This window comes from Clostridium zhoujianii (assembly GCF_051590805.1).
Taxonomy (GTDB): Bacteria; Bacillota; Clostridia; order Clostridiales; family Clostridiaceae; genus Clostridium.
In genome coordinates this window covers 1,141,405-1,164,762 of sequence record NZ_JBPUTF010000001.1, presented here as the reverse complement: position 1 = coordinate 1,164,762, position 23,358 = coordinate 1,141,405, and the positions used below count along the sequence as shown (strand labels likewise).

The window sequence follows — 23,358 nt, the reverse complement described above, 5'->3', positions numbered from 1 at the left end:
TAGTCAACTTAGTTGACTTTTTAAATCGTTCTTGTTATAATCATCAAGTCAATTTAGTTGACAATTAAATTTTAAAGGGGAAAACTTTTATTATGGGACAAACTAAATTTCAAAAATTTGCTTTCACATTAATGATGTGTTTTGGTATGGTTCTTGGTATGACTATTTATAATATGATTTTAAATGAAGGTCTTCATAGTAATTTCTTTAATCATCTTTTAAAGGATTTTTGGCTAGGATTTTTTGTAGCACTTTTATTGGATATATTTGTAGTAGGTAGACTTGCAAAACCAATTGCATTAAAAATTGTGAAACCAAATGAAAATACAAGGCAAATCAAAGTAATATTAGCAATATCAACTTGTATGGTAGTAGGAATGGTATTATTAATGTCTATGTATGGTGCTATTGTTGCTGTTGGTTTTAATAGTACAGCCTTAAAGATTTATCCACTATGCATTGCTAGAAACTTTATTGTAGCGTTACCACTTAACTTACTTATTGTATCTCCTTTAGTGAGATTATCCTTTGGTAAGATATTTTCTAATTAATTTACTTTCATACATAACTTTTATATAAATTTAATAATTATAAGCTGCTAATCATTCTTTATATTAATAAAAGTACTAAATTCATATAGTAATCAATGAATTTAGTACTTTATCATATAATAGAGTTTATTACTGTAGCTTTTTCCACTTCCTAATCTTTGTCCTAAAGCTTTTAAAAGGTGCAACTGTATTAATATGAATCCATTTCCAAATAGGCCAATTAGATGGTGTTGAACTAGACCATTTACGCCCACTTGGCAAAAATAATTCCTCATCACTAAGGCTATCTACAAAGCTAATAATCTCTTTAATTTTATTTTGAAAATGATTAATTAACTCCGAAAGTGTGTATCCCTCATATTCCTCATAAAATTTCTCATAAAGTCCCCCTAAATTGTTCCATCTATAATCTGGAGAAGGTGTTACAACTGTATCCCCTTCTTGTTCTTTCTTTTCCCAATTAAGAATCAATGAAATCCAACCTAATTGATAAGCAATCATTTGAGCTGGAGTCCTATCCACTCCCTCTACTAATTTATCCTTATACTCATTCGATATTCCTTTAAATTCATCTATAAATAGTTCTGCTCTTTTGTTAATTTCATTTATTAGTGCTAATTTATTTTCGTATTCCTGCATAGCCTTATCCTCCTATTTTCATATCTGCCATAATCCTTTTAAACTAGTTCTTCTATATTAAAGAGGCAACCTCATCATTAATTCTTTAAGTGCATATTCCCCATTCTCAACCCTAATAATATCAATAGGCTTTTCCCCATAAAAGGCAGGTATATTACTATTAAACCAAGCAATTAAAACTTTATCAGAGGATGAGATACATCTCTTAGCCCATGACCAAATATCATTTGGAATAACCTCTATTTTTGATTCTGAGATAATATCATCACTAATCATGCATTCTACTATTCTATCCCAGTATTTCTTACTATATGAAAATTGTTCTGACAACTTATTTATCTCATTAAAATCCAATTCATACCCCTCCGCAACAAATTTTTTGTTAAAATTAATTCTATACTTTTAAATCAAAATGATGATTTCTCATAATCTCTTCAACTGTATCATCTGGAGTTAATAAAGTTGTATCAAAATAATACTCCTTACAATACCTCATATCTTTAAATTCATTTAATAGTACAATAGAACGTTCTCTCATCTGGTATTCAACAGGTCTCATCTTATCACGATTTATAATTGTGTCTTCATCAGTTACTAGTACACATATTTTTATCTTTTCTGCCTTAACTTTATTTGCTATAAATTCTATATCCCTTGGTTTACATATATAGTTAAATACAACATCATATTCTCTATCTAAAAAATTAGTAATTAAATCAATACAATTTTCCCAAAATACATCTAAGTGATTTCCTTCTAGCCAAGGTTTTACGTATCCACCACATACCATATGATATATATCATCTCCTTCAATAAGTGCAGATCTTTTCATTCTTTCAGCTAATAAATTCGAAATAGTGGATTTCCCTACTCCTGCTGGTCCTGTAATTATATATAATATACTCATTTATACACCTCCATTATTTTGAATTTATTCCTATTACTATTATACAGTCATTATCAAGCTAATAACACCCTGAAATAAAATTACCCCATTATTCATTTCTGAATAATAGGGTATCTTCTTAATTACATGTTACTTTTTCCTAAAGGACATAGTATATTCAAGCTCTTTTGTATCCTCATTAATACCTTCTTCTTGAACTATAAAATCATTCTTTTTATAGAAATTTACGGCCTTATCATTTTTAACAAAGACCTCTAATATAAGGTATGGATACTTAGATTTACAGTATTCAATTAGCTTCTTGCCTATACCATCTCTTTGGTATTCTTTTCTCACAAAAAGCCCAGCTATATAGCTTTCTTCTACTACTCCTATAAAGCCTTTTATAATCTCATCTTCTTCATATATATAAATTTCAGCACATGGCATCATTTCTTTAACCATATCAAAATTTCCTGTCCAATACTCCTTTGATATAAAATCGTGAGCATCTATATTTGTATCAAGCCATATTTTCATTACTTCATCTAATTTATTCAAATCAAATTTTTTAATCATACTATTTCTCCTTACATTTATTTATTAAAGTTAGGAGTAAATCCACTCATCAAGTTCACCTCTTTATATCCTTTTATATTTTCTTATTATATCATCCCTATCACAATTATCCAAGTTTAAAAATACTATCTATTTAGATTAAGAATTATTATATATAACAATTCTTAATTTGTAGATAATTTTATTTTATATACTTTCCTTTAGTTAAAAGTATAATTTTAATACATATTAAAATTAGGTTAAATTTATAATTAACTTCATTTCTATATATTTGGTATGTGAAGGAAGTATTTACAAATAATAACATATTGTAAACGCTTTGCTTGTGAAATTTAAGATTTGAGTCCTTTTGATTTAAAATTATATAATACTTTTGTAATCATCAAAAGGAGGAGTATTTATGAAGAAAAAATTAATCAAAACAATGGCATTAGCACTAGCTTTAGCAGCAACAGTAGCAGGGGTATGGTCTATTTCTACAATAACGGCATCAGCCGCAACAGGAATAGGTCGTAATGGTGGACAAGGTGGAGAATTCAATACAAAGGAAATAAATTTATCCTATCCACTATATGGTTCAGCAGTTTATACTAAAAATGACCTCCCAATGGCTGCAAAGGATTTGTATAATGCTAACCCATTAGAGGGTGCGAAGGTAGTTACAATTATCAACCATGCTAATTATTTTTCTGAAACATTTTATGTAAATGATGGTGGCTTAAAGGGTAATAAAGATGCATATAAAAATGCATATATTGGAGCCGCTCTAGCACTTTATCAAATTCCATTTGATACTTGGAACAAAGCTTTATATAACAGTACTAGCTATGAAAATTCCATAGATAATGGTAACTCAATTACAGGTAAAGGCTGGTATTCAGATCTTCTAATGAAAGGAAATACTGCAAACACAGAAGCAGTATTAGTACAGTATGTTAATTATTTAGTTGAAAGTGGTAAACTATATGTAGCATCTCCAGATGGAACTTATGCCAATACCTCTGTAAAGTCTAGAGCTTTTACACCACAACAACAACGAATCTTAAATGTTAACTATAACTTTGGTACTGCAACTTTAGATTCTTATAAGAAGGCATTTGATATTACAACAACACAATATGGAGTAGGTTTTAACGATAGATACGATGCTTTTAATAAAGCATTATATGGAGCATTAGTTTATTTAAATGCAAAGAGTTATGATACCGATCTTGATACCGGTAGATATTGGTTAATGGAGCAATATTTCTTCTTTACAGATACTAGAACTACTGGAATTAACTATACTTACACTGTAAATTCTCAAAATGGATTTGACCAAGCAAGATCACGAAATATTACAACTGAAGTAGAAGCTATTCAAGTAGCTAAAGATTTAGTTGCAGGTAACACTTTAATAAATTACACAAAAGACTGTGATTTTGCACCAATTAACTAATTTAACAAATAAATATTATATTAACTAATTAAAATAATAAAGAGCTGTATCAAGAGTTTTGAAAAACTTTTACTCTGATACAGCTTTTATTATTGTCATATTTTACATCCATCACTTCTATAAAGTAAATACTACTCTTAATATCATATGGTATTCTTAGTTTTTACATCTTTATAATCATTTTTTTCTAATAGAAATATTTATATCAATTGCAGGCTAAGTCCACTTCCCTTTTTATAGGCTTATCCATAATTAATTTATATACTTTAAATTAAATCATCTAATCCATTAACTGTAGTCTGTTCATCCTCATTAATAGGAATAACTATGCACTTTTGCCCATCAATTATTTGAGATTTTATTTGAGGTATTTTTTCAGGTTTTACTTGAAGTATAACATCATAATTTGGAGTATCTTCATTATCTGCTATTTCTTTGCCCTGAATCTCCTCTAAAGCCTCTTCTATTATTTCCTCTGAATCATTTTCTAAAACTTCTTCTTCAACTGGTTTTTCCTCATTTTCTCCTGTATACAAGTCACTTTCATTATCTACAGCAACCTCTTTTTTAACTTGCTCAAGTCTAGTTTGAAGTATTTCTACTTGCTTCTTAAGGTGTTCTTCCTTTTTTCTTTGCTCATTTGCTTTAATTATCTTTGGATCAATTAAGCTTTCTGCTAAAGGAAGATCCTCTCCAAAGTTATCTACATAAGATGCTTCAATCTTAGTAGTAATCTCTTCTGGAACTCCACTCTCTATTAGAAGATTTTGTATATCCTTCTTTGTTAAGCTTATAGGTTCACAATCAGTATCTTCATAAATTGCATTATGCTCCTCTACCATATTCCTTAGGTTTTCTTGTACTTCCATAAAGATCTTTTCAGCCTTCTCCTCAGTACTAAAGGAATCTTTAATAATTGATTGGAAGGTTTCTTTCTGTATTGTAGCAGTTTGTCTTGAATAGCAACCTAAAGCATTTTCCATTAACTCAGGATGAGTATCTTTAGCATTTTTAGTGTAGTACATAATAGAGTTAACATCTGAACTACGTTCAATAAAAGCAGGGAAAACAAACCCATTAGTTGGACCTTCAACTACCCAATCCCTAATACGTGCCTTTATCTTATTCTCTTCTTCAAAATATCTAAGACCAGGACTTGAAAGAGAGACAGGACATATTGCACATAAAACATATTCATATACTTCTTCTGACTCATCTAGCTTTGCATTATCACTAGTCTTCTTCATGACATCATAAGCATCATGAAAAATAAGTATTAAAAAATTACCTGTATAATCATAATTATCTATAATTGATTCATAAAAATCATCAAGTATAGCATCGTCCCTTAATTGACTTTTCTTAAGTTGCATAAGAGAAATTTGCTTTTCATTTACAAGGTCTTCATTGGTTGGGAAGTTAAGTTCTAAAATATTATTCCCAATAGTTCCAGACAGTACTTTTTTAGCTATTTCTAAGTACTTAAAGTATTCATCCTCATCTAAATTTAGAAAGGTTTCTCTAAACTTTAAAATAATATGCTTTTCTCCATTAACATAGCAGCCACACATTTTAGTGAAGGTACAGTGATCCTTCTTTAAACGTCTTTTTAACTCTAGTATATCTTTTTTCCTCATATAATAACCCCTCACTCTTATATTTTCTATTTTTAGTATTCATTAATTTATAATCATTATCTAAGTATAGTATTTTTTTTATATTAATTAAAGGCTTTATTGAGGGAAGTTAAATCTTATCTTTTAATATCTTTTCCTTCATTTCTTTTTTAAAAAAGTATACTATTATAAAGGAGTTAACAAGTAGCCACAGGATGGCTAATCCAAGCAGTACTAGAATTAAAGCACCTATGTTACTTACTTTACTTGAAGCATATGCTATAAGTGCTATAAGAACAATTGTCCATATGCCTATGGCTATAATGAAATGTTTCAGTATTTTTCCTTTCATAATCACTTCCTCCTATTATAAGTTAATTTTCATAAATATACTTATGTTTCAATAATTATAACATATTTTACCAATACAGAACTATTCAACTTTCAAAGAATGTACCTGACGCAATTTCTACGTTGCCTTATCTTATATAACTCTTAAAATAGCTTATGATCAAGAAGCTATTATTACTTCGTCCTTAATTGTGTATAATATAAATGGAATAAATTTGATATTTATTATAATAAATACATTACTAAGGGGGCTTTAATATTTTGAAATTTTTATATGACAATATAAATCTAGATGATAATATGGTTTGCTACTATGATGAATTACCACTGTGGTCTACACCTTTTGGACTACTTTTACTAAATAATATTCCACTAAAAAAGAATTCACTAATTGCTGATATTGGCTGTGGAACTGGGTTTCCCCTACTTGAATTAGCACAAAGACTTGGAGAAAGTTCCAAAGTATTTGGAATTGATCCATTGGAAAAAGCTCTAGATAGAGCTAATAGAAAAAAGGAACAATATAGAATAGAAAATGTTGAACTAATAAATGGGGTTGGAGAAAATATGCCTTTTACTAATGAATACTTAGATATCGTAATATCTAATTTAGGTATAAATAATTTTAAAAATCCAGATGAGGTTATTACAGAATGTTATAGAGTACTAAAATCAAAAGGAAAACTTATTTTTACTACTAATTTATTGGGGCACTTTAATGAGTTTTATTCTATATTAAGAGATGTTTTATCCCATTTCAAATTAGAAGATGAAGTTAATAATCTAAAAGAACATATAACTAAGAGACATTCTTTAGACGGTATTAATAACCTTACAAAAAGAAATTACTTTTCTGTGAAAAAGGTAATTGAAGAGAATTATATTATGAGATTTGTAGATGGTAGCTCATTCTTTAATCATTACTTTATAAAATTAGCCTTTCTACAAGATTGGAAAGAAATAATTAGGGAAGATTACTGGAATGATGTTTTTATCGAGTTAGAAAATAGACTAAATAGTCTTGCTCTTGAAAAAGGTGAAATTGTATTTACTGTTCCTATGGCATATATAGAATGTGAAAAGTGCTAATGTTCTCGGCTTTTATAAAAAACATCCCAATATTCAAATCTGAATATTGGGATACTTTAAATGTTATTTACTTATCAACTTAATAATCTATCAATAATAAAATTATAAATAAACTTTAGTTTATTAACCTCTTAATCCTTTTGATTGACGTTCCATATCTTCAATAACAATATCAAATATTTCCCCTAATGAAGCACAATACTCTAAAACTTTCCAAGGCGTATTTGTATGGAAATGTACCTTTATCAATTCATCATCTCCAACTGCTAACAAACAATCACCTTTAAAGTTCTTTGTGAAATATTCATTGATTTTATCTTCATCAAGATTTTTCCCTTCAATTAATAACTGGGTATCGTATCTATATTCAAGCATTTTTATTACCTCCATAAACTCTAATTGATATTTCTTATCAAATATATTATAACATATTTCATAACTTCAATGGCATTTTTTCTATTATGTTGAAGTCTATCCTTATATTCTTCATAAATATACTTACTTTTTTCAATATTTAAGATGTAGCTTCTTGTCATAACATAGCTTTATCCTTCCTTTACCTCTAAAATATATTTTTCTACCAACATTGAAGCAAGAAATAATACTAAAACATCTAATCCACTTCTCAATATCATTTGACTCATGGCTCCTTTAGATATTAATCCTATGAAGCTATTAAAAATTATCCAGTTCACGCCCATAATTGCTATGAATCTTAGTGTTATACTATACTTCTTCTTTTCAAATTCTAACAAAGGCCTTAATAGTACATAGATGTACCCAAACATTATTCCAAATATACCTGTCCAAATATAGCATTGAACTGGATATGTAGAAAGATTACTGCTAATAAGACCACTTTCATATCCGATAATTCTCTCAGCAAAAATGGCTATCCCAATAATTATTACTGCTTTTATAATTTTGATAATTGATAATTTATGAATTACCTTAATTTTCTCATTATCTCTCAATGTAAAATAAACAGTAAATATACATAAGAAAATTGCAGGTATCCCATCTCCTAGCCCCATAAAAAGCTGATATTTTATAAAATCAAGTCCCCAAGTTGTAAAAGGGGATCCTTCAACAACAACTTCTTGCATTCCAACTAAGTAAATTATTGCAAAGGCTATCCCAAAGCGGAATCCAATTTGTAATCTAGTTACATTAGACCTTATTCCAACATACCTTACTACTATTGCGCACTGTGAAAATATCAAAAGAAAATAAAATACTGCTACAGCAGGAAACCCAAAGGCTTTAACAAAAATGCTGTCAAATTGTACAACTTCCACAGGAGCTGGCAGAATTGCATGAACAACTATAGCAGAAATTACAGATAATAGAATAAGAATAACCTGTATTATAATTGCTCTATTTTTACTTATACTTTTCACCCTATAAGACCTCCATTACTTATAGTAATCAAGTTACTATGTACTAACTCAAAATCTATTATACCATATTTTGTAAGTTTATCTTTCTGGATATTATAGGTTTTATTTTAGTGCTGTAGAAAACTAATAAAAAATATCCCAAATTCATTTCTGAATATTGGGATATTCTACTTTGATACTTATCTTCCGAGTCAATAATATATAATTTATTTTCTCTTACCTATATATACTAGGATTTTATTGAGTCATCATAAATAACATATTGATCCTTACCTGCATTCTTCGCTACATATAATGCTTCATCAGCCTTTTTGTATAACTCACTAAAATTCGTTCCATCCATTGGAGAAATAGAAATTCCTACACTCCCTGACACATTAAGATTTTCTCTTTTAATAATTTTTAAACTTCTTAAAGTATTACATATCTCATTAGCTTTTAATTCTATTTGTTTTTTATCCTTAATATCCTTTAGGAGAATAATAAATTCATCTCCACCCATACGACCTAAAATATCTCCCTTACGTAATATCCCTCTAAGCTCTCTTGCCATTTCAATAAGAAGTTCATCTCCTATCATATGACCATGACTATCATTTACTGACTTAAAACCATCTAAATCAATAGAGAAAAGCGCATGTACTCGCCTTTCGCTATTATCTTTTAAGGTATCTATTATAGAATTTTCTGTCATTCGTCTATTATATATTCCTGTAAGCTGATCTCTTTCGGCATCATACCTAAGGGATATTTCCTTACTCTTCTTTTCATTAATATCCCTAACATATAAACCTCCTAATAGGTTACCTGATTCTGAATCTAAAAATAGATTTATAATTCCTTCAAACCACTTGAAATCTTCTTTATTTCCTTTACGGTATTCTATTGCAATTTTAACTTTACCCTCACTAAATTCCTTCTTTATATTTTCTCTTTTAAAGGCACTTAAAAACAATTCTTTATCTTCTTTGTAGATATTTTCTTTAGCCACCTTATTTATAATACTGTCATAGCTTTTATTATTTTGTTCAAATCTCTCACCATTATTTCTGAAGCCATATAGAAATTTATTTTCTGTAACATCAAAAATATATGTTTCTACAGTATCTGCCATAATAGCTATACGATTTTGTTCTTCTTGCAAATATAACAATTCTATTACCTTAGAGTCTGTTATATCCTCTAAAGTTCCAATACCTTTTATAGGTTTCCCATTAGAATCGTATAATGTTGTAAAGCTAATCTTTACCCAGCAACTTCTGCCATCCTTTTTCTTAGCTTTAACTACTCCAACAGACATTTCATCACCTTCTTCAATTCTACGAAATATATTTTCTGCATCCCTAATATATTCATCATCAAATATTCCAAGGCTTAATAGCTTTTCTAAAGTAACTTCTTCATCTTTCTTTATTCCATATTCTTCACTCTTTTCACTAAAATGAAGTATAGATTTCTTTTCTATGTCGTATTCTATTACTAGACTACCAGTTAAGTTTATAGCAATAGCAAAACGTTCCTTACTTATCTTAACTTCCTCATTAATCTTTACTAATTCCTTCCGTACTTTAAGTTCATATAAAATAACTATAACTATTAATATAATAAAAGAGATTAAAATAAAGGCTAGTAAAAAACTCATAGTATTATTTATATTACCTGTGTATTCTCCAATTGCCTCTTTAGGTATTATTACAAAAGTATACCAATCCTTTATATCCATTGGCATATAATGTGCAATTCTCTCTTTACCATATATTTTGTATCTAATCTGGCCACTCTTACCTTCAGTTATATCTTGATGTAGAGTTTCATAACTATAACCCTCTTCAAATTCAACTGATTTAAAAAAGTTCCACATATTATCCCATTCAGACATAAGGCTATTTTTATGTTTTGATTTAGATATATAATTACCATCAGCAGAAAAAATCTCTACAAATCCTTCTCCTTTAAATATTGCTTTTTTTGCTATGGAAGTATATTCTTCTATCATATATGTACCAGCTAATACCCCCTCAATATTACCATTTATATATATATTGGTGCATAAACAACAACTTCTTCTTTATTGTTTATCCTTGATACTATAAGGTCTGAAACCCCTATATTTCCTTTCATAGCATCTTTAAAATACTCTCTGTCCGATAAATTAATTTTAGTTCCATCTGATTTCCTTCCCATGCCATTAATATCAATTATAAATAGATCATCAAAATTGGTGAAGGAACTAACTTTATCGATATAATTTAAACTATATTGTGAAAAATTAGTATCTAAATTACTTAAAGAAATGGCTATACCCTTAACATAATTTAAAGATTTAGATAGTTCAATCTCTAAATTTGCATCAATCTCCTTAGATATATCTGTAATATAGTTTAAGCCTATATCTTCTATCTCAGTATTAACTTTATTGTTAAATATAAAAAGGAAGAAAACTATTATTATTGTAATAAACAGTGTTCCACCTATTGCAATATTACGTCCTCTCTTATTCTTGACTAAATTGTTATTTCTCATTAATCTTCCCTCTCTTGCTTTCCTATGTAATTTACACCTTTTCCTCTGAATGATTGATTTTATATGTAATTAACTTTCACTTTATTATTCTCATATCTACTCATTTTTACAAATAAATTTATTTTTTAACATAAATATACTACCATATTATAATTTTTCCTACAAACTTTAATTTTTCAGCTCCATTCTTTATAAAAGTCAATTTAGTGTGTTCTTACATTTAATGTACTAATATTAATATAAATATATTTAAAATCTAATATAAATTTGTAAGTTAAGTTTTTAAAAACAATTGAATTTTATTAGGAGGAGTAAAATGTTAATTTCCGCTTTAATTATGACAGCAATAATGTCTCTAACTATGATTGTGTTTGGCTATTTATTTTCCAAACATCCACCTTCTGAAATTAACTCTGTAATAGGATATAGAACACCAATGTCATCAAAAAATGAGGACACATGGAATTTTGCTCATAGATATGCAGGTAAAGTATGGTTTAGGAGTGGTATTATTACTGGAATTCTATCACTTTTCTTTATATTTGCACTACAAAACTTCAAAGATTATGATCAACTTATACTTGGGATCTGTTACATTCAAATTATAATACTAATGTTAGTTATTCCATTAACTGAAATAGCATTAAGAAAGACCTTTGATAAGGGGGGCATTAGAAAAAATACCCCCTAGACTTATCATTTAATACTCTAAGATTATAATTTCCTATAGAGTAAAATGATTTAGGGAAGCCAAAATGACTCCCCTAAATTTATGTCAGTATATAATTGTTGTACTCTATTTTATCTCCGAGAAAATTTCATGTATGTTACCATCTGGATCTGCAAATAATGCTGTTCTTTGATTCCAGGGCATATCCTGTGGTTCCTTTATAAATGTTGCTCCCTTTTCAATCAATTCCTTAAATGATTTGTCAACATCACTTGTACTTTCACAAGGGAAAGCAAGTTCAAAACCTTGACCTACTGCCTTTTTCTCATACTCTTTGCTATAGTTATGCATAACTTCTCTCTTACAAATAGCAAACCTTGCTCCACTATTCTCAAATTCAACGTAATTGCCAAGATCATTTATAATCTTAAAGCCAAGAACTTTATTGTAAAATTCCTTCATTCTATCTATATCTTCTGTCCAAATTGTAATCAGATTAATTTCTGCTTTCATTATGATTTCCTCCTTATTAATTGATATCTTGGTATTTATTTATAATTTTACTCTAATTCATCAGCCCTATATATAGCATATACAACACCTAACCTAACAGGATATGATTCCATAATTTCACCATTGTAAACAATCCTTATTTCATCCCCGATCTTTACATCTTGAGCACTATCTTTAGAAATAATATCTTTTGTAACTTTAATTTTATCAGAAGACTTTAGCTCAAATTCTCCTTCAATAGGCTCTACAAGAAAATTATTTTCCTGATCTTCTAAAACTATTGCATTAAAAGATTTTTGACCTTTTTCACTTGATTTAAAGGAATTGTTTTTAGAAACTACAATCAAAAATACCCCTAATAATGGTACTAACCCAACAATTATGCCTTTCTTTTTATTACTCACATATATCACCCTTCACATAAATCATTTACATATTATACCACTTTCTTGTTCAACATCAAAGCTTCACCCTAATATCTAATATATCCCCCTTCACATATGCCTCAGCACTTCCCCCCATTTTTTCAGCTAAAAGCTTCACTATTGATAATCCAAGTCCTGTAGAATTACTTCTTGCCTTATCTCCAGTATAAAAACGGTCAAAAAGTTTACTAGGATCAATATTTGAAGAATTTTTTATAGGATTTTGAAAAGATATAATTGTCTTATTTTCAGCTATCAACTTCACTTTAACATCTCCCTGTGAGTGCTTAAGACAATTACTTATTAAGTTTTGTACTATTCTATTAACTAATTCCTTATCTGACACAATAAATATTGGTTGAGTTTCTTGAAATTCAACTGATAATCCCTTATCCTCAAATGCATTTATAGAGGCCACAAGACACTCTGCAACAATATTAGTGAGATTTAATTCTTCTAAGTTAACCTTTGGCTCCACATTTAAATAGTAGGAATACTCAAAGAAATGCTCTATAAGCTCGCCTAATTCTTCAGTATGTTTCATAGCAATTTCTAGTTTTTCTCTTTGCTTATCTTCTAGACCAGTCTTTTTAATTAGCTGTTGATATCCTTTAATTGCAGTAAGGGGTGTCCTTAAATCATGAGATAAATTAGCTATCATCTCTTTAAATCTCTTTTCTTCTTTAATGGCTTTAAGGCGAAGATTTTCCTCCGCCTTAAAACATCTATTCATATTACTAGCCAATTCATTTAAATTATTATTAAATAGATTTAGATTGATAGGTTGGGCTGTTTTTTCCTTCAACCGTTTGTTAAGTTGCTTATTCATAGTCCTTATTTGACTTTGGATAAAAAATATATAGCTAAAAAGGATAACTACCAGAAATATTAATATTCCAATTATTAATTTCACTATATCTACACGCCCTTCCTATCTCTATTACTTAATTTCAGCTCTCTTAAAAAGTTTATATGTTATTAATGTGATAATAAGAATAAATATAATGCTAATTAATGTTATCTTCAATAACGTTCCTACTTCTGTATCCATATTAATTAACATATACTCCCTATAAAAAGGTGTCATAGATATAATCTTACTAACTCCAGGAATATCATTTACTAATCCTATAAGTAAATCTATTAAACCTGATATGGTAAATCCAATTCCCATAACAACCATTGTTTTTCTTGCCTTAAAATCAATTAATATACAAATACTTAATCTAGCAACATATACTAGAATTTCAACTAAAGATATAGAAATAATTTTACCAATTGATTCTGCTGATATCCCAATTGTTGAACTTTCCGACATAATATTTGCAAATACAGATACATTGAAGGATTTTGCAAATTCTGTACTTGTACTAAATCCAATTAATGTGACTATAATATATGGAATCATCAACATACCTATAATTAATACATATACTAAAAACTTACTAAAAACAATATTTCCTCTACCATTTCCACATGCAACTGAATCATGAATTGTTTTAGTTTCAAAATCACTACAAACTAAAATTCCTGCCATTAAGGATCCAAGTAGAGATATCATCATAACTTCACTTAAGCCTGAAGCATTAGCAATAACCTCTTCCCCTATAGTTCCTATGGCAATATTATGTGAAATCATAGCAAGTCCTATTGCACAGAGAGTAGAAGCAATTAATCCTACCTTCAAACCTGCTGATTTTCTTAATTTAAATAATTCTGCATGTATTAAATTAAACATTATTGCTACCTCCTATAACTGAAATGAAGTAGTTTTCAAGTGTATCTCCTTCTACAGAAAAATGTGTTGGAATAACTCCATTTTCATAAATTGTTCTTGATACAACTTCCTTTTCATCAAGATAATCATATAGCTTTACACTTTTGTCTTCCATTACCTTATAATTAGTAGCTTTAAGTTTTCTTTCTAATATTTCTATAAGCTCCTCTGGCTTACTACATTCGATTTTTATATGATGCTTACAACATTCTTCTAGCTCATCTAGCCTTAATGACTTTTTAATCTCTCCATTATGAATAATAATATAGTCTGTACATGTTTGATATAACTCTGGTAAGTTATGACTAGATATAAGAATTGTCATATTACGTTCTTCACAGATTTTTTTAATTAATTTACGCACTTCAACTATTCCCATTGGATCAAGCCCATTAACTGGCTCATCCAATATCAAAAGTTCAGGACTTCCAATTAAAGCTATAGCAATTCCTAAACGTTGTTTCATACCTAATGAAAAATTCCTAGTTTTCTTCTTTCCAGAATCCTTAAGTCCTACTGTTTCAAGTAATTCATCCTCAATCTCTTTATTAGGAATCCCCCTTAAAATTCTGTGTAACTTTAAATTTTCCTTTGCTGTCATATTACCATTCAAGGTTGGATATTCAATTAATGCACCTATTCTTCTAATCTCCTTTTCCATTTCTTTTTCTTCAGTATGACCAAATAGCTCTAAGGTTCCACTTGTAGGAAAACTAAGTCCTGCAATTAATCTCATCAATGTAGTTTTACCTGCACCATTCTGTCCAATCAGACCATAGATTTTACCTTGTTCCAAAGCTATAGATACATTTTTAAGAGCTGTAAACTTTGGAAAGACTTTTGAAATATTATTTGCTTTTACTACATATTCCTTCATAGTATTATCTCCTCTTTCTCCAGAATCAAAATTAGCAAGGACTCATATTTAATCCCTGTTCTTTATGATTTCAGTATAGTTTCAAAAGGTTTAGAAAAAGTAAAGAATTCATCTATAGTTGTAAAGAATAGGATAAATTTATTTATCTTCTTTACACAAACGATATCCAAGTCCCCATACAGTTTCTATATACTCCTCTGTAGAATTTGCTTTTTTAAGCTTATTACGAAGGTTACTCATATGTGTTTTAACAGAATTATCATCTCCAAAATATTCTTCATTCCAAATAGTTTCATAAATATTAGCTTTTGAAAAAATCTTTCCTTTATTCCCTAAGAAAAGTTCTAGCATACAATATTCTTTAGCCGTAAGAATTAATTCCTCTCCATTAATAGTAACTGTTTTCCTATTTAAATCTAAGTTCATATCCTTATACATAAGAACTAAATCACCTTTCTTTACCCCTTGTACACGACGTAAATTTGATTCAACACGAGCTGCTACTTCTCCTAAATCAAAGGGCTTTGTTATGTAATCATCAGCTCCAAGCCTTAATAAATCTATTTTAGTTCCTATCATATCCTTTGCAGAAATAATAATCACTGGTATATTAGTAAACTCTCTGATCTCCTTTAATATTTCATCACCACTTTTGTAAGGAAGCATAATATCTAATAAAATAATATTGAATTCTTTTGACTTAATTGCCTTTATTCCCCCTAGTCCATCATAAGATGATTCAACTTCATAGCCCTCATCTTTTAGTGTTTCTGCTAAAAGTAAATTAACATCTCTGTTATCTTCTATAACTAATACCTTTTCCATATGTACCCCCAATTATATGTGATACTTTATATTATACCTTATATTACCATTGTCTAGAAATTTTCAAATATTTTTTCTTTTGATTCATATTTATTAGAAGTTTTCAATAAAAATACCGCACTATCCATATTTGAATGTTACGGTATTTTAATCAGTTATTTAGTATTTTCCTTTTTCTTTTCAAATCCATATATGAGATGAAAGCAGCAAGTGCAACACCTACCGAAACCCAAGTCAGGCCCCATCAATATAATCTGCAACTTACTTACCTCATTTATTACTTTGAACTTTTCTTACAATCTATATTACAGTTGATAATCATTTCTATTCAATTCGTACAGTTCTTAATTTACTTCAGTACCTTCAATACAACCTAATTTAAAGTAGAAACCTACTGTATCTTCTGATGAACCTGCACAATATATATTATTTCAGCCACTTATAGAAAATCTGACTCACATTCCCTCGGTTCGTAAATTCCCTTAACCAAATATAAAATTTGGGGGCTTACCTATGATAGGGTTCACTACTCTTTATTCTAAACCTCATATTATAATTAAATATCACAATTTCTTAAGATGTCATTACTAGCCCCTACTAATTCTGGACATAATAAAGAGAAACTTAGTATGACTCAGTTTCTCTTTACTATATTTATACTAATTAATTTATACTATAATTTATATTATTATTTAATTTCATATGCAGTATATAGAATGGATTTGCTTGTTCGCTCTACTCAGATTTTTTAAAGACTTTAAATCCCATATATTCATAAATCCTATACTAACTAGCAACTCTGAAGAATGCTAATATTTTTTCATTATAAATTTCCCTACTTCTTTTTTATACTATATTTTCTAATAAGAGTTAATTTAAAGTATAGCCCTGTTACAGTATTACTATCTACTGACTAACCAATTTTCCTTGATACTATAACTAAATCAAATATATCAATTATACCATCTTTGTTATAATCCATCTGCTTTTTAAATCCGTAATCATTAGATGTTAAATTATATCTTAAAGCTAAGGTAGCTAAATCTACTATATCTACTTCACCACTTAAATCAAGATCTTCTAGTTCTGCTGCTTTAAATGATGCCCAATCATATTCTGCAGTTAATGGTGTTTTTCCATCAAATGGCTTTAACCATTCTGGTAAATTTCCTGGCCATACATTCATCATAATATGTCCAGGCGCTGATGGAACCTCATAATTAGTATATGAAACACCTTCTGTACGAAAAGCTTCCTTACCATCAACAAACCAAGTTATTGAATCTGGAAGCCATAAAAACCCATATTCATGAAATTCTTTTGAAGCATCAAATCCTAAGTCATATATAAATCCCCTTGCTGAAACTCCGTCAGTGAAGTAGTTAAATTCAACCTTGGTAGTATCTTTCCCAGTAAACTCAATATCAATTTCGTGTGATATTCCAGCATATGCATCTCCACTTTTATCAACATATGTAAAAAATGAAGATACAACACCATCATTTTTTATTGGCTTCATTTTTACATTATAGTATCCATAACCATATGTTTCGTTAGTAGCATATTCTCCTCCTGAATATGGTTTTGTTGTTCCAACAGGATCTTTATCTATTGTTAAGTTCATTATTCCATCTTTAAATTTAATGTTTTCCTTCCTCCACATACAGTTAAATCCTGATCCATTTGACCAACCATCTGAAATATAAAAATCCTGATAATCTGGACCATTAAACTCAAACATTTTTTCTTGTAAGCTTGTTTTTGTATTAGTTATATTTTCTGTAGCTAAAACTGACTCACCAAATTTTAATAGCATTAATACAATCCCCATCATTAATGATATTGCTATTATACTTTTTTTCATAATATCACCCCTCAATAACAAAGTATCACATTTAACATTTATTGTAAATAAATGCTAAATTTTTATATATTCATGATAATATCTTTTATACTTTTAAGCAGTTTCTTAATCAGAATCAGTAGTTATTACATCTTTATCTATCGTACATTTGTTACTGTAAAGTTATACTGTAATATATTTGTTATTTTCATAAAGTTAACATGCGGTTATGCTTTTTTCTTCCATAATATTATCACCTCTAGTAATTAATATCATTTCAATATTAGCAGTACAAGACTTGAAACTTTCCACATTTTGTGGTGTAATAAAGGCAGAAAAGATAAATAGTTTACAAAACCTTCACATTTATAGTGACGGTTTTTTTTTGTTTAATTATGTAGCAAAATATATTTACCTGTTAACAATTACTTTTGCTAATCACCATTGACAATAGGTAATCTCCTTTAATTCATGTAGATTTCTCTCCACTTTATGCTTTGTTCTTAAAATAAACCTACTATATATCCTTCTAACTAAAACTCTATCTAAAACAATAGATTCTATCCCACTCATATTTGATCCATCACAATTTTTAGGATTATCATCAATAAAAATAACCTCGTCTTCCTTTAATCCTAACTTTCTTAATTCTTCTTTATACATTTCTTTATTTGGCTTACTTATTCCTAACTCCGAAGATATAATCATACTGACAAAGTACTTGTCTAACTTATATTTTTTATAAACCTCTCTTAATGATGGCCAAGAATCTGATAAAATACTAAGTTTATATTCCTCACTTAATTTAGGTATAACCTGGAAAACATCATCATAAAACTTATACTTATCAAAATTTAACACCATATCATCAGTTAAAAGTTTTCTCTTATCATTATTAATATTCAAGTCAGCTAATTCCCTAGATAGTATATTAAAGAACTTATTCCCATTTCTTCACTTACTGTTATAAAACTGTATATATTATGGTAAAATTATACTATTCCGAAATTATAATCGAATATATAAAAGGTCATGGTGAGAATATGAAATTGAAAATTCTTTTTTTAGATTTGTTACTAGTAGCGTTGACTATAACATCAATATTGTACTCATACCTTTTAGTAGTAGGAATTGCATCTGCTGTGGGGATAGTATCAGATATTAGATCTACATTTTTATTTTTTACAATCTATTTGCTAATATATTTCCCAATACTAATATTTTTAATATTTATATGTATAAAACTGAAAAGAAAAATAAAAAAACTAGAAGATAAGAATTAATAGTTCCTATCTTCTAGCTTCTTTATACAGTCATAATACTCATATCTACATCTTTCTTATCTATATTAATCCAAAATGCTTCATTGCATAATAAAACCCATCATTATCAATATCCTCTGTAACATAATGCGCTAACTTTTTCACTACTTCTGGTGAATTACCCATTGCAATACTTGTAGTTGCATGTTCTAGCATTTCAATATCATTATAATCATCACCTATAGCATAGATATTTTCCTTATGAATTTTGAAATAATCTAAAATAACATCCATCCCTGTCTTTTTTGAAGTTCCCTTTTCACAGATTTCTCCCCCTGAGAATTTTTTACTCAAAGATAATTGAACACATTTATATTTATCTCCTAAATCTCCTACTATCTTATCATAGGAAATAGGACAGCTTCCTTCATCATATAACATATCAGCTTCATAATAATGAATCTTATTAATATCAATCTCCATTGGATCTTCTATTTCCATAGTTCTCTTTGATACCTTGTCCAATATTTCAACTGCTTTTTTATATTCCTCAGCAGAAACACTTTCTTTATTAGGTAACTCAAATAGGCGAAGATACTTTTCTTTATCTCCTTTTTTAATCCATATGTAATCATTAGCTTCCATATTATATACAACTTTGTGTTCATCTAAATATTTTAATATATTTTTTTTGCTTTCTTTTGTCATAGGATTTGTATACACAACTTCATTATTTCTAACAACTGCTCCTCCAGCGGAGCAAATTATATTACCAAAATCCATTTCTTTTAAAACTCCATCAATAGCTGGCAAAGCTCTTCCTGTGCTTAGTACTAAAATATGCCCATTTTCTTTTAATCTTCTAAATGCTTCTACTGTTAATTTAGACATATTGTTTCCTTTAACGATTGTCCCATCTGCATCAAAAAATATAATCTTTCTACTCATCTTTCTCCTCCATACCTATAGCTTCTTTTAATTTTCTAAATACGTTTATCCAAATTTGACTTACCTTAATATTTCTGCAAAGCCCATAAAGTTATAATAGATAGTTTTAACTAGCTATATATACCTTATCACTTGGAGTTAACTCTAAGTCAAGTATTTTTAGAAAATTAAAAGAACCACATCAAATAACTTTGACATGGTTCTACTACTTAAATCTATATCTCTATAAACTCTTTTGGTCCGAAATTTGTTTCCATAGTCCAAGTAGTTGCTATAGAATTTACTAATCTTAAAACTATAAATGTATTATAAAAATCTTCTAATGCTCCACTTTCTTTCCATACCTTAACAAAGCCACGAGTTGGATTTTCGGCAATTTCATCTTTTAACTTATTATCATCAACAATCTCTAAAATACCAGTTACTCTGACCTGAGTCCCATTACCATTAAAACATAACTCAGCTTTAGGATTTCCCAATACCTGCTTGTACAAATCCTTCATGCTACCTGTATGAAATAGTATTCCATCTTCATTAATATCATACAGTAACATACCTCTTACCCTAGGTTGATCCCCTTCCACTGTTGCCAAATAGAATGCTGGATTTTCACTAATTAACTTTAATATTTCTTCTTTATTCATTCATATACCCCCTCTACTTATTACTATATTTTATAATAAGCTGAGAAGTTAGTCTTTCAAAATACTATCATCATCTTTAATAATATTACTTTTATTAAGTATATAAATTTTTATATTCAGTTGGAGATGAACCATTTTGCTTTACAAAACAAGATGAAAAATGGGATACACTATTAAATCCACATTCCCCAGCAATTTCAGTAATACTATAAGCTTTGCTCCTGATTAACATTTTTCCTTTATTAATACGCAGTTTAATTAAATAATCAATTGGAGATAATCCTGTTTCTTCCTTAAAAATACGAATAAAGTGGGACTCAGACATATTTATGTAATTTGCCAGTACTCCAACAGTAAGTTTATCACCAAAGTTTTTATTCATATATTCGATTACATCTTCTATATCAAAGCTCTTTATTACTTTATTAGATCTAGCTTTTATACCAATAATGCTTCTAATTATTTCATTTGTTATTATCACAGACAAGCTATTTAGAAGCTCTTCATATCCACTGCTTTTATTTTCAAACTCACTCATATATTTTCTAATATACACCATAATTTCCTTATGAACTAAAAACTCATTCCAAAAATAATTATCTACCTTTTCATTACTATAATTCCTATAATACATTTCATAAAAATCCTTATCAATAAATATTGCAATATATCTATTAAAACTATCACTTTTTTCTTCTTGATGTTTCATTTTGGGAGACAAACCAGTAGCTAAAAAATGATCAGGTAATACTTCAATTGTATTGGGCATAAACCTTTCCTCATTATGAAAGAATAGTACAAAGGAGTATCCAGGGTGAGTATGATTTGGTTTTATAGCATATTCACAAAATCCAACGCTTGGTATACAAATACATAGCTTTTCAGAAGCATAATAATCTACATACTTTAAATCTGTTTCCTTAATATCTCCTATCGGCTTTTTTATATATTCTAAAACTTTTACATCCATTCAGCTCCCCCCTACTACTCTCTTTGGCTAATTTTTATGAATACTTTTACAGTCACAAAAATACCGTATTTTTATCATTGAAAAATACGGCACTCTACTTTTTTATTTTTCATATTACAAGATCAATTATCTATTCCTTTAGTTAATTTTAGTAAAGAATAAAGCTGCTTCATCATCTCCGATAATAACAATAGTATCTTTGTTTGTTATTGTTCCAGCATTACATCTTCTATTACAGTTAATATTCTTATAAGTTATATTAAATTCAGCATCTAAAACTATTATTGCAGCCTTTTTATTTTTGTCTACAAATTCATACATTAAATTATATGAGCCTTTATCCTTTTCTTCTAGTTGATAAATTCCAGCTTTATAAACTTCATTAACTGGCGGAATTACTTCGTTAGCATATACATTAGATGTTAAAATTATAAGACATAATATTATTGATGATACAAAGATCAAACTCTTTTTTTTCATAATCTCACCTCAATACTATTATTCCTATACCTTCATTAATTATTAATTTATATTAACTTTTTAATTTTTATATTATTCAATTTTCCCTTACTTCAATAGTCTTATTACTAGAATCATAGAAATGAAAAGATAATTATTCTTATCCTTTCTTTTCCCTACCGCTAAAAACATTTCTATCTAACTGCCTTTTCTATATAGTAATCCAACAAATCAAATATCCACTCTTTTAAATCAGTAAATCTAAACCCTATTTCTGCTGCTTTATCTGTATTTATGCTATATTCTTTTGTTCCATTGTATGGCCCTGCCTCTCCATCCTTATGAAATATTGCTCTTTTACCCATTTTTCCTTCTACATAGTTAATAATCTCTCTTAATGAGATTGTTCCTATACTACACCCATTTATAGAACCAATAATGCTATTGGTAGCTAGATATGATAAAAATCTTCCTGCATCCCCAGAAGTTATGAAACCTATCTGATTATCCAGATTGTCAACATACATAGGAATTTCTTTCACTATATGCTCTACGTAAAAATATAGTCTTCTAGTATAATCATCTTTCCCGATAACATATGGAAATCTTACTGAAATTGCATTTTGCAATGAGTAGCCTTGGACCAAGGCTACTTCAGCAAGTCTTTTTCCCTCATCATAAGAAAATTCAGAACGGTTACCCCAAGTCAAATTCTTCTTATCTGCTTCATAATCTTTCTCTAGTGTATTATTATGAAGATTATATACTGCTGCTGATGATACCATTACATATCTATTACATTTAATTGTATCCAAAGCAATTTTCACATCATTAGATGAGTATGCTAAATTATCATATACTACATCAAATTCCTTCTTCTCGAATATCTTTTTCATTAAATTATAGTCTGTACGTTCTACCTGTATCCTGTCCACAGAATTATCAAAATCATCCTTTGCATTTCCACGTGTTGCAATAGATACTTTGTGCCCATCCTTTAGCAAATTTAATACCAAATTTACTCCAAAAAATCTAGTCCCACCTAGCACCAATATATTCATTAAAAACCCCCT

28 protein-coding genes are annotated in these 23,358 nt (G+C 28.7%); 4 read left to right on the top strand and 24 right to left on the bottom strand.

What is annotated here, in order from left to right; translation table 11 throughout:
- Window positions 1-92: 92 nt before the first annotated feature.
- Complete coding sequence (locus ACSYT2_RS05505) at window positions 93-551, top strand: DUF2798 domain-containing protein (protein WP_438383988.1); 459 nt, start codon at window positions 93-95, stop codon at window positions 549-551.
- 129 nt (window positions 552-680) lie between these two features.
- Here ACSYT2_RS05505 and ACSYT2_RS05500 read toward each other — a convergent pair whose 3' ends face one another.
- The 4 genes from ACSYT2_RS05500 to ACSYT2_RS05485 all read right to left on the bottom strand — a co-directional run bounded on the left by ACSYT2_RS05500 (window position 681) and on the right by ACSYT2_RS05485 (window position 2,655).
- Window positions 681-1,190: a ClbS/DfsB family four-helix bundle protein gene (locus ACSYT2_RS05500; protein ID WP_438383987.1), complete on the bottom strand. Its 510-nt coding sequence runs from the start codon at window positions 1,188-1,190 to the stop codon at window positions 681-683.
- A gap of 57 nt (window positions 1,191-1,247) precedes the next feature.
- On the bottom strand, window positions 1,248-1,544 hold the full coding sequence (locus ACSYT2_RS05495; RefSeq protein WP_430856176.1) for a hypothetical protein: 297 nt from the start codon (window positions 1,542-1,544) through the stop codon (window positions 1,248-1,250).
- A gap of 40 nt (window positions 1,545-1,584) precedes the next feature.
- On the bottom strand, window positions 1,585-2,097 hold the full coding sequence (locus ACSYT2_RS05490) for an AAA family ATPase (protein ID WP_438383985.1): 513 nt from the start codon (window positions 2,095-2,097) through the stop codon (window positions 1,585-1,587).
- Window positions 2,098-2,226: 129 nt separating this feature from the next.
- Entirely contained in the window at window positions 2,227-2,655 is a 429-nt protein-coding gene (locus ACSYT2_RS05485) for an N-acetyltransferase (RefSeq protein WP_430856174.1), read from the bottom strand.
- A 400-nt stretch (window positions 2,656-3,055) separates the two neighbouring features.
- Here ACSYT2_RS05485 and ACSYT2_RS05480 point away from each other — a divergent pair, with 400 nt between their 5' ends.
- Complete coding sequence (locus ACSYT2_RS05480) at window positions 3,056-4,093, top strand: hypothetical protein (protein WP_438383983.1); 1,038 nt, start codon at window positions 3,056-3,058, stop codon at window positions 4,091-4,093.
- A gap of 266 nt (window positions 4,094-4,359) precedes the next feature.
- Here the strand turns inward: ACSYT2_RS05480 and ACSYT2_RS05475 are convergent, their stop codons facing one another.
- Window positions 4,360-5,730, bottom strand: coding sequence for a DUF4317 domain-containing protein (locus ACSYT2_RS05475; protein WP_438383981.1), 1,371 nt, complete (start codon window positions 5,728-5,730; stop codon window positions 4,360-4,362).
- 109 nt (window positions 5,731-5,839) lie between these two features.
- Window positions 5,840-6,061: a hypothetical protein gene (locus ACSYT2_RS05470; protein ID WP_438383979.1), complete on the bottom strand. Its 222-nt coding sequence runs from the start codon at window positions 6,059-6,061 to the stop codon at window positions 5,840-5,842.
- A gap of 260 nt (window positions 6,062-6,321) precedes the next feature.
- Here ACSYT2_RS05470 and ACSYT2_RS05465 point away from each other — a divergent pair, with 260 nt between their 5' ends.
- Window positions 6,322-7,149: a class I SAM-dependent methyltransferase gene (locus tag ACSYT2_RS05465; protein WP_438383977.1), complete on the top strand. Its 828-nt coding sequence runs from the start codon at window positions 6,322-6,324 to the stop codon at window positions 7,147-7,149.
- A 123-nt stretch (window positions 7,150-7,272) separates the two neighbouring features.
- Here the strand turns inward: ACSYT2_RS05465 and ACSYT2_RS05460 are convergent, their stop codons facing one another.
- The 5 genes from ACSYT2_RS05460 to ACSYT2_RS05440 all read right to left on the bottom strand — a co-directional run bounded on the left by ACSYT2_RS05460 (window position 7,273) and on the right by ACSYT2_RS05440 (window position 11,072).
- Entirely contained in the window at window positions 7,273-7,524 is a 252-nt protein-coding gene (locus ACSYT2_RS05460) for a fatty acid kinase subunit FakA-related protein (protein ID WP_438383976.1), read from the bottom strand.
- 20 nt (window positions 7,525-7,544) lie between these two features.
- Window positions 7,545-7,685 (bottom strand): hypothetical protein, encoded by a 141-nt coding sequence (locus ACSYT2_RS05455; RefSeq protein WP_438383975.1) that lies wholly within the window; start codon window positions 7,683-7,685, stop codon window positions 7,545-7,547.
- A 9-nt stretch (window positions 7,686-7,694) separates the two neighbouring features.
- Window positions 7,695-8,549 carry a hypothetical protein gene (locus ACSYT2_RS05450; protein WP_438383973.1) on the bottom strand — a complete coding sequence of 285 codons (855 nt, stop codon included), beginning with the start codon at window positions 8,547-8,549 and terminating at the stop codon, window positions 7,695-7,697.
- A 229-nt stretch (window positions 8,550-8,778) separates the two neighbouring features.
- Window positions 8,779-10,545 carry a diguanylate cyclase domain-containing protein gene (locus ACSYT2_RS05445; protein ID WP_438383972.1) on the bottom strand — a complete coding sequence of 589 codons (1,767 nt, stop codon included), beginning with the start codon at window positions 10,543-10,545 and terminating at the stop codon, window positions 8,779-8,781.
- Window positions 10,546-10,580: 35 nt separating this feature from the next.
- On the bottom strand, window positions 10,581-11,072 hold the full coding sequence (locus ACSYT2_RS05440; RefSeq protein ID WP_438383970.1) for a PDC sensor domain-containing protein: 492 nt from the start codon (window positions 11,070-11,072) through the stop codon (window positions 10,581-10,583).
- A gap of 316 nt (window positions 11,073-11,388) precedes the next feature.
- Between ACSYT2_RS05440 and ACSYT2_RS05435 the strand changes: the two genes are divergently transcribed.
- A complete protein-coding gene (locus tag ACSYT2_RS05435; RefSeq protein ID WP_438383968.1) occupies window positions 11,389-11,763 on the top strand; it encodes an SdpI family protein in 375 nt (124 codons plus the stop codon).
- Between the two features lie 105 nt (window positions 11,764-11,868).
- On the opposite strand, the gene ACSYT2_RS05430 is transcribed toward ACSYT2_RS05435, so the two are convergent.
- The 13 genes from ACSYT2_RS05430 to ACSYT2_RS05370 form a co-directional block, all read right to left on the bottom strand.
- Complete coding sequence (locus ACSYT2_RS05430) at window positions 11,869-12,255, bottom strand: VOC family protein (RefSeq protein ID WP_438383967.1); 387 nt, start codon at window positions 12,253-12,255, stop codon at window positions 11,869-11,871.
- A 47-nt stretch (window positions 12,256-12,302) separates the two neighbouring features.
- Window positions 12,303-12,659, bottom strand: a complete 357-nt coding sequence (locus ACSYT2_RS05425; protein ID WP_438383965.1) for a DUF3221 domain-containing protein — start codon at window positions 12,657-12,659, stop codon at window positions 12,303-12,305.
- A 55-nt stretch (window positions 12,660-12,714) separates the two neighbouring features.
- A complete protein-coding gene (locus tag ACSYT2_RS05420) occupies window positions 12,715-13,593 on the bottom strand; it encodes a sensor histidine kinase (protein ID WP_438383963.1) in 879 nt (292 codons plus the stop codon).
- A gap of 27 nt (window positions 13,594-13,620) precedes the next feature.
- On the bottom strand, window positions 13,621-14,418 hold the full coding sequence (locus ACSYT2_RS05415; RefSeq protein ID WP_438383962.1) for a hypothetical protein: 798 nt from the start codon (window positions 14,416-14,418) through the stop codon (window positions 13,621-13,623).
- On the bottom strand, window positions 14,411-15,334 hold the full coding sequence (locus ACSYT2_RS05410) for an ABC transporter ATP-binding protein (protein WP_438383960.1): 924 nt from the start codon (window positions 15,332-15,334) through the stop codon (window positions 14,411-14,413). The genes ACSYT2_RS05415 and ACSYT2_RS05410 overlap by 8 nt, the downstream gene beginning before the upstream one ends.
- Window positions 15,335-15,472: 138 nt before the next feature.
- Entirely contained in the window at window positions 15,473-16,159 is a 687-nt protein-coding gene (locus tag ACSYT2_RS05405; RefSeq protein ID WP_438383958.1) for a response regulator transcription factor, read from the bottom strand.
- A gap of 913 nt (window positions 16,160-17,072) precedes the next feature.
- The gene (locus ACSYT2_RS05400; RefSeq protein ID WP_438383956.1) at window positions 17,073-18,023 is read right to left on the bottom strand and encodes a family 16 glycosylhydrolase; all 951 of its coding nucleotides are present in this window, start codon (window positions 18,021-18,023) and stop codon (window positions 17,073-17,075) included.
- A gap of 417 nt (window positions 18,024-18,440) precedes the next feature.
- A complete protein-coding gene (locus tag ACSYT2_RS05395; RefSeq protein ID WP_438383955.1) occupies window positions 18,441-18,908 on the bottom strand; it encodes an HAD-IA family hydrolase in 468 nt (155 codons plus the stop codon).
- A 437-nt stretch (window positions 18,909-19,345) separates the two neighbouring features.
- A complete protein-coding gene (locus tag ACSYT2_RS05390; RefSeq protein WP_438383953.1) occupies window positions 19,346-20,212 on the bottom strand; it encodes an HAD family hydrolase in 867 nt (288 codons plus the stop codon).
- A 215-nt stretch (window positions 20,213-20,427) separates the two neighbouring features.
- Window positions 20,428-20,856: a pyridoxamine 5'-phosphate oxidase family protein gene (locus ACSYT2_RS05385; RefSeq protein WP_430856157.1), complete on the bottom strand. Its 429-nt coding sequence runs from the start codon at window positions 20,854-20,856 to the stop codon at window positions 20,428-20,430.
- Window positions 20,857-20,950: 94 nt separating this feature from the next.
- Complete coding sequence (locus tag ACSYT2_RS05380; RefSeq protein ID WP_438383949.1) at window positions 20,951-21,826, bottom strand: helix-turn-helix domain-containing protein; 876 nt, start codon at window positions 21,824-21,826, stop codon at window positions 20,951-20,953.
- A 138-nt stretch (window positions 21,827-21,964) separates the two neighbouring features.
- Entirely contained in the window at window positions 21,965-22,306 is a 342-nt protein-coding gene (locus ACSYT2_RS05375; RefSeq protein WP_438383947.1) for a hypothetical protein, read from the bottom strand.
- A 173-nt stretch (window positions 22,307-22,479) separates the two neighbouring features.
- On the bottom strand, window positions 22,480-23,346 hold the full coding sequence (locus ACSYT2_RS05370; RefSeq protein ID WP_438383945.1) for an NAD-dependent epimerase/dehydratase family protein: 867 nt from the start codon (window positions 23,344-23,346) through the stop codon (window positions 22,480-22,482).
- Between the last annotated feature and the right edge of the window lie 12 nt (window positions 23,347-23,358).